Annotated in this window: 11 protein-coding genes; 1 reads left to right on the forward strand and 10 read right to left on the reverse strand. The window is 59.8% G+C overall.

Annotation, left to right across the window (positions count from 1 at the left end):
• Positions 1-65 precede the first annotated feature (65 nt).
• Positions 66-1,454 carry a leucyl aminopeptidase family protein gene (locus tag ACU5AZ_RS09045; RefSeq protein ID WP_446825664.1) on the reverse strand — a complete coding sequence of 463 codons (1,389 nt, stop codon included), beginning with the start codon at positions 1,452-1,454 and terminating at the stop codon, positions 66-68.
• Positions 1,455-1,594: 140 nt separating this feature from the next.
• Between ACU5AZ_RS09045 and ACU5AZ_RS09050 the strand changes: the two genes are divergently transcribed.
• Positions 1,595-2,392 (forward strand): tetratricopeptide repeat protein, encoded by a 798-nt coding sequence (locus ACU5AZ_RS09050; protein WP_446825965.1) that lies wholly within the window; start codon positions 1,595-1,597, stop codon positions 2,390-2,392.
• 287 nt (positions 2,393-2,679) lie between these two features.
• Here ACU5AZ_RS09050 and ACU5AZ_RS09055 read toward each other — a convergent pair whose 3' ends face one another.
• From ACU5AZ_RS09055 to ACU5AZ_RS09095, 9 genes are all read right to left on the reverse strand, one after another.
• Entirely contained in the window at positions 2,680-3,675 is a 996-nt protein-coding gene (locus ACU5AZ_RS09055) for a type II secretion system F family protein (RefSeq protein WP_446825665.1), read from the reverse strand.
• A gap of 12 nt (positions 3,676-3,687) precedes the next feature.
• Entirely contained in the window at positions 3,688-4,695 is a 1,008-nt protein-coding gene (locus ACU5AZ_RS09060) for a type II secretion system F family protein (RefSeq protein ID WP_446825666.1), read from the reverse strand.
• 21 nt (positions 4,696-4,716) lie between these two features.
• Positions 4,717-6,246, reverse strand: a complete 1,530-nt coding sequence (locus ACU5AZ_RS09065; protein WP_446825667.1) for a CpaF family protein — start codon at positions 6,244-6,246, stop codon at positions 4,717-4,719.
• 32 nt (positions 6,247-6,278) lie between these two features.
• Positions 6,279-7,568, reverse strand: coding sequence for an AAA family ATPase (locus ACU5AZ_RS09070; RefSeq protein WP_446825668.1), 1,290 nt, complete (start codon positions 7,566-7,568; stop codon positions 6,279-6,281).
• A 31-nt stretch (positions 7,569-7,599) separates the two neighbouring features.
• Complete coding sequence (locus tag ACU5AZ_RS09075) at positions 7,600-8,331, reverse strand: CpaD family pilus assembly protein (RefSeq protein WP_446825669.1); 732 nt, start codon at positions 8,329-8,331, stop codon at positions 7,600-7,602.
• A gap of 13 nt (positions 8,332-8,344) precedes the next feature.
• Positions 8,345-9,883, reverse strand: coding sequence for a type II and III secretion system protein family protein (locus ACU5AZ_RS09080; protein ID WP_446825670.1), 1,539 nt, complete (start codon positions 9,881-9,883; stop codon positions 8,345-8,347).
• 13 nt (positions 9,884-9,896) lie between these two features.
• Complete coding sequence (cpaB, locus tag ACU5AZ_RS09085; protein ID WP_446825671.1) at positions 9,897-10,712, reverse strand: Flp pilus assembly protein CpaB; 816 nt, start codon at positions 10,710-10,712, stop codon at positions 9,897-9,899.
• A gap of 134 nt (positions 10,713-10,846) precedes the next feature.
• On the reverse strand, positions 10,847-11,356 hold the full coding sequence (locus ACU5AZ_RS09090; protein ID WP_446825672.1) for an A24 family peptidase: 510 nt from the start codon (positions 11,354-11,356) through the stop codon (positions 10,847-10,849).
• 193 nt (positions 11,357-11,549) lie between these two features.
• Positions 11,550-11,717, reverse strand: coding sequence for a Flp family type IVb pilin (locus ACU5AZ_RS09095; RefSeq protein WP_446825673.1), 168 nt, complete (start codon positions 11,715-11,717; stop codon positions 11,550-11,552).
• Positions 11,718-12,159: the final 442 nt, after the last annotated feature.

Here is a 12,159-nt window from a genome sequence, read left to right on the forward strand (position 1 = left end):
GGCTCTCCAGAACCGTTACGCTACCGTTCTATTTACCGCCAACCGGGCACATGGGACAAGGCCCCTCAGAGCCCTGCCTTCAGCACATGGTAAATGGCGCGGATCGCCTGCGCCTCGCCGCCCATGGGCGCATGCGGCTTGTCGGCCTGCGACCAGGCGAAGATATCGAAATGCGCCCAGCGCGGCGTTTTGGTGACGAAGCGCTTGAGGAACAGTGCGGCGGTGATCGATCCCGCCATGCCGCCGGACGGCGCGTTGGTCAGATCGGCGATCTTGGCGTTCACCATCTGCTCGTAACCGGCAAACAGCGGCATGCGCCAGATCGGATCGAACACCTCGCCGCTTGCCTTGGCAAGCGAGGCGGCGAGCGCCTCGTCGTCGGTATAGAACGGCGGCACGTCCGGTCCGAGCGCCACGCGCGCCGCGCCCGTCAAGGTCGCCATATCGATGATGAGATCAGGCTTTTCCTCATCGGCATAGGCCAGTGTGTCGGCCAGGATCAGCCGGCCTTCCGCATCGGTATTGTCGATCTGCACCGTCAGGCCCTTGCGGCTGGTGTAGATGTCGCTCGGCCGGAACGCGTTGCCCGCTATGGAATTCTCAACCGCCGGCACCAGTACCCGCAGGTCGATGTCGAGGCCCGCATCCATGATCAAGAGCGCCAGGCCGAGAACGTTGGCGGCGCCGCCCATGTCCTTCTTCATTAGAAGCATGGAGGAGGCCGGCTTGATGTCGAGGCCGCCGGTGTCGAAGCAGACGCCCTTGCCGACCAGCGTCAGGCGCGGCGCGCCCTTGCGTCCCCAGCGCATGTCCAGGAGACGGGGCGCCGACGTGCTGGCGCGACCGACGGTATGGATCAGTGGAAAATTCAGCTTGATGAGATCGTCGCCGCGGATGACCTCGGTTTCAGCACCATAGTGCCTGGCGAGCGCAAGAAACACGGACTCCAGTTCGTCCGGCCCCATGTCGTTTGTCGGCGTGTTGACCATGTCGCGAACCAGGTAGACCGCCGCGAGCTGGCGGGCGATTTCCACCGCATCGGCGTCCTGCGGCATGGCCATGCGCGCCTTTTCCGAAGACGGAGCCTTGTAGAGATCGAAACTGTAGGCGCCGAGGCCGAAGCCGAGGCACAGCCAGTCCACATTGATCGGCGCCGTTTCCAGGTGCCAGTTGCCGGCCGGTAGCGCCTTCGGCAGCTTGCCCGTCAGGAATGGCTGGGTTTCCGGCGCACTGCCGAGGCCGAACAGGGCACCGCCCAGATGCCCGTCCTCGCCCGGCACCGGCAGCGTCGCGCCAGCTTCGGCCTTGAAGCCGGCCTTCCTGGCCCAGTCGAGCGCCACGGGATCGATCGATCCGGCCTCGATCTGGGCGGGCGTGACGGCGAAGATCGGCAGCGTCGCGCCGCCCTCTTCAAGATAGGGAGAACTGCGATTGATATGCTGAAAGGGAGCCATGAGTACCTTCGAAATGCTGGGAATCAAATGCGACGTTAACCGTCCATTAGGGTTAACAGAATATTGCTGGAGTGAGAATGACGCCGCATTCCGGTCACGGATTCGGCTCGGGCACGAAGAGACAGGGGCATAGTATGAGCATGCCGGCACAATTGGCTTCCGGAAAAAAACGCCTTCTCGTTGGCGTGTGTCTGGCGATCGCAACCCTCTCGGTGAGCGGCTGCGCGACTAGGCCGAGCCAGATGACCACCGGTTCCATCCCGAAATTCTCCAAGCCCATCGAGCAGATGGATTCGGCCGAACTCAATGCGGCAGCCAATCAGGCCGGCAGAGCCTATGACAAGGCGCCGACCAACCCGCAGGTCGGCACGACCTATGCCAACCTCCTCCTGATGTCGGGCAAGAACGATCAGGCCCTCGCCGTCATGCAGCGCGTCGCGATCGCCAATCCCAAGAACCCCGTCGTCCTTGCCGCCTACGGCAAGACGCAGGCGGCTGCCGGCCAGTTCGACCAGGCACTGTCCTCGATCCAGCGGGCGCAGACACCGGATCGCCCGGACTGGAAGCTCTTTTCCGCCGAGGGCGCCGTACTCGACCAGCTCGGCCGGCCCGCGGAAGCGCGCGAACGCTATCGCAATGCGCTCGACATCGTCCCGAACGAGCCGTCGGTGCTCTCCAATCTCGGCATGTCCTATCTCCTGACCGGCGACCTGAAGACGGCCGAATCCTATTTGCGCACGGCCATCGCCCAGCCGGCGGCCGACAGCCGCGTGCGCCAGAACCTCGCACTTGTCGTCGGCCTTCAGGGCCGCTTCGACGAGGCGATCAACATTGCCCAGCGCGAACTGACAAAGGAACAGGCCGACGCCAACGTCGCCTACCTGAAGCAGATGCTGAACCAGCAAGGCACCTGGAAGAAGCTCGCGAAAAACGGGTGACGTGCGGCGGATTTACTGAGAGTCGGCGCCCTATGTAAGAGGCTCAGGCCTCAGCCGCCTGCCCACATCACTTGCGCCTGATATCCAGAAAATGAGAACACACTGACCGTGCCTGCGGAAATCGCAGCGGCTTGCGCCGCTCCGTTAGCAAAAGGCGTTCAAACCGTCTCGGGACCAGCTCCGGTAAGCAAGTCGCCAAATGCCCGCAGGACACTTCTCCGGATGAACTCAATATCGCTCAGTTCTGGGATACGCCTGTCTTCAAGACATGCTGGAATGCAGTCCAATCAATGGAACTTGTCGGAAACCGAAATGCCGGCGGGGCCGAGGATGACGGCGATGAGGACCGGTAGGAAGAACAGGATCATCGGCACGGTCAGTTTGGGCGGCAGGGCGGCGGCCTTCTTTTCGGCTTCGTTCATGCGCTCGTCGCGGCCTTCCTGCGCCAGGACGCGAAGCGCCTGGGCGATCGGCGTGCCGTAGCGCTCCGCCTGGATCAGCGCCTGGGTGGCGCCACGGACACCCGGAAGCTGCGTGCGGTTGGCGAGATTCTCCAGCGCCTGGCGACGATCCTGCAGGAAGGAAAGCTCGGCCGTCGTCAGAACCATTTCTTCTGCAAGTTCCGGCGACTGCTCGGCGACTTCCTCGGCGACGCGGCGCATCGCCATTTCCATGGAGATACCGGATTCCACGCAGATCAGCAGGAGGTCGAGGGCGTCCGGCCAGGCAAGGCGGATGGACTTCTGCCGTTTGCCCATGCGGTTGCTGATATAGAGGTTCGGCGCATAGAAACCGGCATAGGCAACGAAGATCGTCACCAGAAAGCGCATGGCGAACGGTTTGTCCGGCAGGTTGCCGAGGCCGAAAACCCATCCGAGCGCAAGCAGGAAGAAGACGAATGGCAGAACGAACCGGGCCACCAGAAAGGTGTTCAAGGCGTTCTGCGAACGATAGCCGGCAGCGCGAAGCTTGTTCATCGTGTTTTCGTCGACAAGCGCTTCCCTGAGGTTGAACTTCTCGACGATGCTGCGGACCGACTTGTTGTTCTCGGCACGGATCGACACGCGCCGGCCCTGCGATGATGCCTCCTGGCTCATGCGCGCCCGTTCGCGCGCCCTGATCTGGTCGCGCTCGGTGGAGACAGCTTTCATGCGCTTCTCGAGATCACCCTTTTCGAAATAGGGCATGACCAGCGAATAAAAGGTGCCGAACACGGTGATGGCGACCAGCAGGGCCACCAGGGTAGCGGGATCGGTAAGCCTGGATGCGAGGTCAGCCGTCATTGCTCCAGGTCCCTATATCTCGAAGTTGATCATGTTGCGCATGACGAAGATCCCGATGCTCATCCAGATGCCGCTCCCCAGCAGGATCATGTGCCCGCGGGGATCGGTGACGAGGACCGAGATGTAGCCGGGGGACGTCAGATAGACGAGCGTCGCCACGGCAAACGGCAAGATGCCGATGATCACGGCAGAGGCCTTGGCTTCCATGGACAGCGCATTGACCTTGGCCTTCATCTTCTTTCGTTCGCGCAGAACCTTCGACAGGTTGGCCAGCGCCTCGGAGAGGTTACCGCCGGCCTGGGACTGGATGGCGATGACGATCGCGAAGAAGTTTACTTCCTGCAGCGGCATGGTGTTACCCATGCGCGCGCAGGCTTCCGGGATATTCATGCCGACCTGCTGCGCTTCGATGACACGACGGAATTCGGTCTTGACCGGCTCCTGGCCTTCGACGGCAATCAGGCGAAGCGCATCGTTCAATGGCAGGCCGGAACGAATGGAGCGCACCATGATGTCGAGCGCCGACGGAAACTCGTTCAAGAACTTCTTCTGGCGGCGCTTGATCAGAAAGCCGACAAACCAGCGTGGAACGCCCGCCCCGATCACGAAGGCGGCCCCGAGAACAACGAAAATGGGCAAGCCAGCCAGAAAGCCGGCAAAGAAAACGAAGGCCGCGGCGGCGGCGCTGTAGGTATAGAACTGCTTCAGCGAAATCGGAATCGATGCCTGCTTGAGCTTTGCCTCGATGCTCAGCGACTTCTTGCTCTTTTCCTGCTGCTTCTTTTCCATCTCCTTCAGCGTGTCCTGGACGGACTTTCGCCTCTTGGACATTTCCTGAACGCGATCCCGCGCCGCCTTGACCTTCGCTCCGTCGGTTTCGGCGGACTTGATCTTGCTGACCCGGGATTCCGTCTTTTTCTGCTTTTCGATCGAGCCGAACAGAATGCCGTAGGATACCGCGCCGGCGGCGATGGCCGACAGGACAATGATGGCAATCAGATTGATATCAATCCCGAACATCGGCGTTCCAACTTGCGTTCATCACTGCGCCATGGCGTCAAGCGCTGCGGCCAGACGTCGCTCTTCATTGTAGTAGCGTGCACGATCCCAGAAATTCGGCTTGCCGATGCCCGTCGACTTGTGACGGCCGATGATGCGTCCGTTCGCGTCTTCGCCTTCCATGTCGTAGATCATCAGGTCCTGAGTGACGATGACGTCGCCTTCCATGCCCACGACTTCGGTGATGTGCGTGATGCGGCGCGAACCATCGCGCAGGCGCGCCGCCTGGATGATGACGTCGACCGAGCCGGAAATGATTTCGCGGACGGTTTTCGCCGGCAGGCTGAAGCCACCCATGGCGATCATGGATTCCATACGGCTGAGGCATTCTCGCGGAGTGTTGGCGTGGATCGTCCCCATGGAGCCGTCATGGCCGGTGTTCATCGCCTGCAAGAGGTCGAACACTTCAGGGCCACGGACTTCGCCGACGATGATGCGTTCGGGACGCATACGCAGGCAGTTCTTGACCAGATCGCGCATGGTGATCTCGCCTTCGCCTTCGATGTTCGGCGGGCGGGTTTCGAGACGGACGACATGCGGCTGCTGCAGCTGCAGTTCCGCGGTGTCCTCGCAGGTGATGACGCGCTCATCGGTGTCGATGTAAGCCGTCAGGCAGTTTAGGAGGGTGGTTTTACCCGAGCCCGTGCCGCCGGAAATGACGACGTTGCAGCGCACGCGACCGATAATCTGGAGCAGTACGGCCCCTTCCTGGGTGATTGCGCCGAACTTCACCAGCTGATCGAGGTTGAGCTTGTCCTTCTTGAACTTTCGGATCGTGAGTGCCGGGCCATCGATCGCCAGTGGCGGCGCAATGACGTTGACACGCGAACCGTCTGGCAGACGTGCGTCGCAGATCGGGCTCGATTCATCGACGCGACGGCCGACCTGGCTGACGATGCGCTGGCAGACGGACAGAAGCTGCGCGTTGTCGCGGAAACGGATTTCCGACTCGATCGTCTTGCCGCCGACTTCGATGAAGGTCTGGCCGGCGCCGTTAACCATGATGTCGGCGATGTCGTCGCGAGCCAGTAGCGGCTCCAAAGGACCGTAGCCCAGCACGTCGTTACAGATATCCTCGAGCAGTTCTTCCTGCTCGGAGATCGACATCGCGAAATTCTTGATGGTGATGATATCGTTGACGATATCGCGGATTTCCTCGCGCGCGCTCTCGCTGTCAAGCTTGGCAAGCTGCGACAGATCGATGGTGTCGATCAGCGCCGAGAAGACCTGCGACTTGGTGTCGTAGTAGTCCTCGTTGCGGGCAGTCTTCTTGCGCTGCAGAGGCGGCGGCGCAATCTTGCCACGCTCCGGAATGGGGCCCGCGTCCAGCACGCCCGGCCTTGCCGGTGCGGGTGCAGGATTTTCGGCAGCCGGCATCGCAGGTGCGGCGGCAGAAGACGGTGGCGCGACGGGTTCGGAGACCGCGACCTTTTCGGGGACGGACGGTCGGGCAATCGTACCGATGCCAGTACCCGCCTTGCCAAATCCCTCATTTCCGCGCTTGCCAAACATCATTCAATCCTGTCGCTGTTCTTCTCAACCGTCTATTTTCTGCCAAGCATTCCCAGAACCTTGCCGAGACCGCCCCGCTTTTCCTTCTTGATGGTCGCCCGACCGGTCACCAGGTGGGCGATCTGCGAAAAGGTTTCCGCGACCGGCGACTTGCCGTCGATTTCGGAAATCATCCGGCCACTGTTGGCCGCATCGCCAAACAGCTGGACGTTGAGCGGGATGATGGCCGCCGCCTCCATCTCGAGCGGTTCACAGAAGTCAGAGGGGGCGATTTCCGGCCGCTTGACCATTCCGACCTGGTTCAGGATCAGATGCGGTGCCTTGTCGTGCGGTCGCAATTTCTTCAGGGCATCCAGCAGGTTCTTGGTGTTGCGCAGATTGGCGAGATCGGGCATCGCCGTGATGACCACTTCGTCGGCGGACGAGAGCACCGAACGCGCCCAATCCGTCCAGACATGCGGCACATCCAACACGGTTACCGGCGCCGTGCGCTGGAGGATCTCCAGCAGAGGCAGGAAGGCATCTCCGGAAAAGTCGTAGGCACGATCAAGCAGCGATGGCGCGGCCAGCAGCGACAGCTTGTCGGAGCACTTGTTCAGCAGACGATCGAGAAAGACCTCGTCCAATCTCTCCGGCGTGAAGACCGCCTCGGCAATCCCCTGCGCCGGATCCTGGTCGAAATCGATGTTGGCCGTACCGTAAGGCAGGTCGAGGTCGGCAAGAACAGTTTCGCTGTCGAACAGATGCGAGATCATGAACGCGCAATTGTGCGCGATCGTGGAAGAACCAACGCCGCCCTTGGCACCGATGAAGGCAATGCTCCGACCCAGCGGTTCCGACTGCGGATCGACGAAGATTCCCGACACCGTTCTCATGATGTCGGCCATCGCCACAGGGGCGACCAGATATTCGGAGAGGCCGTTGCGGATCAGTTCACGATAGAGATTTATGTCGTTGTGGTGGCCAATCACGATGACCTTAGTCGTCGGATCGCAGACCTCCGCAAGCGGGCTCAGCTCTTCGAGAAGGTTCTGCGGGCTGGCAGTCGTCTCGAGAATGATCAGATTGGGCGTCGGGATCTGGGAAAACATCCGGGCCGCAGCGGCAATGCCGCCGCCGTTGATCCGCAGACTGACCTTCGACATCCGCCGATCCTCGGCCATCCGGTCCATGACCCGGCTGACGGTATCGGTTTCGCAGAAAGCGTGAATGGAGATGCGCGGCAGAGGACGGATCTGCTCCATATCGCCGAGGATGCCGTGATCGAACTCACCGCCGTCATCGGGTCCCGCCGATCCAATTTCGTAGTCAATCGCGTTCATCGTCTTTCCTGACTTTCAATCCAATGCCAGATCATTCGGAGGCGGTGCTGGACCCATCACGATAATTGTCTATGACGGTGCTCCTGCGGTCCGCGTCGATCGGCGTCATTCCACGCGGTGCGACGAGGTCCATGGGATTGGCAATCTGTGCGGCAAGATTGTTCTGGCTGGCGCAACCGAAGTTGTACCAATTCTTGTTCGCCATGGAGTCTGCCATGAGATCCTTCGGCCATTGCCCGCAGGTGTTTGTCACCGCGGTCACTGCCGAGTAGCTCAGATGAATAGGTGCTGCGCCTTCGTAGGAGCCGGCGTCGTAAACCGTCGTGACGATCTGCGGCGCACTTACTCCAGCCGTCACCAATTGCCGACGAATCTCCTTCGACAAATGAGACGCGGTCGCGCTGTTGATCGCGCCCTGCGGCAGGGCGACCTGGATCGTGCCACCGCCACTGGCGATGAAATTGGCCGCGAATCCCTTCAAGACGTCCCTGGAACCGATCGGAAGTGCCTTGTCACCGGTGCCGACTGCCAAGTTGAGCGTATGCGGGACGTCGGCAAGGACGATCGGATGGCGGGTGCGGTAGTCGTCCGGGATCGAGCCTGTCTGGATGCGGTCTCCCATGGAACCGCAGGAGGTTACAAATCCGGCGATCGCCATCATCGAGCTGGCGACAAAAAGGCGCGAAAAGCGATAGGCGGTCGGCTTGTGAACCATGGTTGCAGCCTCTGCGTCCTGGCGGGTTATTCTGGAATTTCTCGTCATTGCCGTTCTCCGCCTACTTGTAGATGAAGCCGACGGTGCCGTGGAACTGGCCCGGTTGAACGGTGTCCTCCTCGCGCCCGTAAACCTTGTTGATGCGATTGAGGAAGAACGTCGCCTGGTCGCTTGCCGGATTGAAGTTGTCATCCGGTTTGGCAAGATTGTTGCGCGCCACCGGGCGAACCAGATACGGCGTCGCGATGATGACAAGTTCTGTCTCGTTGCGCGTAAAATCCTTGCTGCGGAAAAGCGTGCCAAGGATAGGAATGCGCGCCAGTCCCGGCAGTCCCGACATCGCCTGGCGAATATCGTCGCGCACCAGACCGGCAATCACGATGGACCCGCCGGACGGCAATTCGACAGTAGTGGATGCTTCGCGCTTGCGGATGCCCTGATAGGTGACGCCAGGGGTCGAGAGTGTCGCGCCAGTAACGTAGGAATCCTCGAAAGTCGGCTCGGAAACGTTCGTCTCGATCTTGAGACTGATTCTGCCCGGAGACAGAACGACGGGCGTGAAGTTGAGCTCGATGCCATATTCCGTCGTCGTGACCTCGCGCGTCACCTTGCCGTCTTCGTCGATGTCCTGGCTGGAAGCGAGACGGAACTCGCCACCCACATAGAATTTGGCATCCTCGCCCGATATCGCTGTAAGGCTCGGTTCGGCAAGTGTCCGCATGACACCGGCGCGTTCCATGGCATTGATATACGCGCTGACATCCATGCCCGCAATTGATCCGGACAAGGTGGCGTTCGCGGTCGAGTTGACGGACGAACCAAGGTTGGTCGGGTTCATATATTGGATCGCGGCATTCGCTCCGCTCAATGAGCCGGAGAAGCCGAGCTGTTTCATGACAGAACGGGTGACTTCGGCAACAGTGACCTTCAGCGTCACCTGATCCTCGCCCTCGATCTTCAACAGATTGACGATCTGCGACGTCTGACGGTCTTCCTCGTAGATCGCAACATCGCCGCCCTGGGCGCTGCTTGCAGCCGACGAACTGCGGGTCGTCGCCTCACCGCCCTTGAGGAAGGCTTGGGCGAGCTTTTGTGCCTGCAGCGCATCCTGCGGCGTCCGGACTGTCCCCGTCAGCACGATGTTGTCCGATACGATCTCGATCTTGATGTCGGAGTCGGGAATGAAGCGCGACAGGTTCTGCTCCAGCCCGCTGATGTCACGCTCGATCTCGATCTCAAGTGTCACGATCTCCTGGCCGTTGGGGCCGAAGATGAAGACATTGGTCTGCCCGACCGTCTTGCCGAAGAGATAGATCCGGCGTGACGTCCGCGTCACCGCGTCGGCCATTTCGGGATCGGACACGAGAATATCATGGGCATCCGTCGGCAGATCGATGACGACGGCCTTGTTCAGGCCGAGCTTGACGCGCTGCGATGCGCCCGCCCCAAAACGTGCGATCTTGATCACGCTCGAAGCCGCATGCGCAGCTTCCGGGACCAGAAGAACGGTGGATACCCCGGCTGTCAGGCCGGAGAAGGTCAACGATAGCGATACACCGCCGGCAAGGAGTGCATGGACCGTCTTCTTTAAAATTTTCATGGTCCCCACTCCCTTATTGCGACTGAGCAGCATTGATGCTGCTGGTTGCCAGCTCACCGGACTTGATCACGGTGATGCTGTCGGCTCCGGTCCCGGAATTCAGAATGCCCTTGGGGATCGATGTGTCCTCTTCGCCGGCGTCCGCGACAGAGCGCAATGCCAGCGTCAGCCGGTCGGCCATCTGCTGCGCCACGGCGATCACCTTCGCCTGATCGGGCGTGAGCTCCAGCGTCGCGGTGGAACCGACGACTGCCTTCGATCCATCCTCCTGCTCCTGGATCTGCTGGTCGATCGCCAGGACCCGAACGTTGCTCAGGATCGTCCTCGTCTGGAAATTCCGGTTGTCGTCACGGCGGACCATGATGACGTCGACCCGGTCGTTCGGGAGAATGAAGCCGCCGGCGCCCGTCGATACGGTGATATCCGTCGAGATGGCGCGCTTGCCGGCCGGCAGCAGCGAAGACAGGATTCTGCTCGAGGAGTCGGCGATCTTTTCCGGCCGGATCGGCTCGCCAGCAAACAGGGGAAGCCGCACGACCGAGCCTGCCATGGCTGTGACGGCATCCGGGCTTTTTGCCTTGGTGATCAGCCCGTCGGCCACACTTCCCTGCGGCCAGGCAATCCATTCGACATTTTCCGGATTGAGGCGACTTCCGACCGGCAGATTCTCCTTCGTGACGAGAACATCCACCGTCGGCTCCTTCTCGACGAGAGCTTCAGTCTGCTGCACCACAACCTGCGGGCGGCCCACCATGTTGACCACGAGAAGTCCCGCCAGGCCTGCGGCAACGACAGCAACTGTCAGAATAATGATGCGGGCAGGTTTCATGATCGTCCCTTGAGGAATCGCGACTTGATTTCCCCCAAGGATGATCAGCAAATGGTGTAATTATAGTTAATGAGATGCGTACAGGCTTGGTTAATGCAAGCTTACTGACGACGATTTCGGCAGAGTTGGCCGGTTCAACGCCCGTTCGTTATCAGGAGCATGAGTGGCGAGGAAGGATAGGCGAGAAACCCTCCGATGCCGATCGCAATGCCATACGGGATCTTCTTCGCATGCAGGATAGAAGCGGGCAGAGAAAGCCCCATACCCATGATCGCATTTGCCTGGCTGCGCAGCATGACGATCAACAACGTCACAGCGCCGCCGACATAACAGACATAAATCAGGAACTCCATGAGCGAAGGCGTCAAACCGAACCACACGGCAGCCGCCGTCAGCAGCTTCGCATCGCCGCCACCCATGACGTTGAAGGCGAAGAGGCCGAAACAAACGGAGAAGACGCAGAGACCGGCAACGTAGTGAAGTCCGATCTGTTGCCACGACAGACCCAGGAACATCGCCACGATAAGGAACGTCACAAGCAGGATTGCCGAAGCGCGATTCGGGATCGTCATCGTGAATAGATCCGAGAAGGCAGCAATTGCCAGGCACAGCGGAAATATAACGACGATAGCTGCAGTGATCATCTCATTAGCTCCGTTCCATACACAAGAGTCTAGCGTCAAAGTGCTAAAAAATCCGAAACACTCTGACGGTCGAAAATCCCTCCCGTCATCCAAAACGAAGACCGCCCTCATCTCTGAGAGCGGTCTATCTGTAGTTGGATCAAGGTGCCAGCTTTCCGTAGATCGCTGCCACACTGCCGCTAACTCAATTGCCTCAGTAGTTCAGCTTGCCAGCGATGTTGGTAAACTGGTTGCCCAGGTTGTTACCAAGAGTCGTCGCGCCGGTGATGATTGCGACAGAGATGAGAGCTGCGATAAGGCCGTATTCGATGGCGGTCGCACCGGACTCGTCCTTCATAAAGCGTGCAAAAAGCTTGGTCATGGTGATCTCCTTAGTCCACTTGTTCAGCACTTCCGCCAACTGTTGCCGTTGTTCGGATGTCGAAACACTAGCCAACCCCTGTTGCAATCGACTTAAAAAAAGTAGTTACCAGATCGTAAATATCGGGACATCATTACTATGGTAAACAAGGTGCAAACGGCTTTACTGCATTTCTAAATGATCGATGACGGTTTCCGGACACCTTGGCGACCCGCGCGAAGAGCGAACTTGGCGAACGACAATTATCGGCAATGGTCACTCCAATATTTGCGCTTAGCTCGGTTATTTCGCTCCGCCCTTGCGCCAAATCGAGGCATTTAACCGTTCATTCACCATTCCACGCCATTGTCCCGTTAGTATTTCCGTCATCCGAAGCTCGTCATCTTTCGAGGATCGTGCCGTCATGCGTGGCCATCTCATCAAATCCTGCCTCGTCCTGGCC

This window comes from Rhizobium sp. PAMB 3182, from assembly GCF_052908355.1.

Bases quoted from the DNA above. Each gene is read 5' to 3' on its own strand.
- ACU5AZ_RS09045 (WP_446825664.1), bottom strand. From the start codon at position 1,454: ATGGCTCCCTTTCAGCATATCAATCGCAGTTCTCCCTATCTTGAAGAG.
- ACU5AZ_RS09050 (WP_446825965.1), top strand. From the start codon at position 1,595: ATGCCGGCACAATTGGCTTCCGGAAAAAAACGCCTTCTCGTTGGCGTG.
- ACU5AZ_RS09055 (WP_446825665.1), bottom strand. From the start codon at position 3,675: ATGACGGCTGACCTCGCATCCAGGCTTACCGATCCCGCTACCCTGGTG.
- ACU5AZ_RS09060 (WP_446825666.1), bottom strand. From the start codon at position 4,695: ATGTTCGGGATTGATATCAATCTGATTGCCATCATTGTCCTGTCGGCC.
- ACU5AZ_RS09065 (WP_446825667.1), bottom strand. From the start codon at position 6,246: ATGTTTGGCAAGCGCGGAAATGAGGGATTTGGCAAGGCGGGTACTGGC.
- ACU5AZ_RS09070 (WP_446825668.1), bottom strand. From the start codon at position 7,568: ATGAACGCGATTGACTACGAAATTGGATCGGCGGGACCCGATGACGGC.
- ACU5AZ_RS09075 (WP_446825669.1), bottom strand. From the start codon at position 8,331: ATGACGAGAAATTCCAGAATAACCCGCCAGGACGCAGAGGCTGCAACC.
- ACU5AZ_RS09080 (WP_446825670.1), bottom strand. From the start codon at position 9,883: ATGAAAATTTTAAAGAAGACGGTCCATGCACTCCTTGCCGGCGGTGTA.
- cpaB (WP_446825671.1), bottom strand. From the start codon at position 10,712: ATGAAACCTGCCCGCATCATTATTCTGACAGTTGCTGTCGTTGCCGCA.
- ACU5AZ_RS09090 (WP_446825672.1), bottom strand. From the start codon at position 11,356: ATGATCACTGCAGCTATCGTCGTTATATTTCCGCTGTGCCTGGCAATT.
- ACU5AZ_RS09095 (WP_446825673.1), bottom strand. From the start codon at position 11,717: ATGACCAAGCTTTTTGCACGCTTTATGAAGGACGAGTCCGGTGCGACC.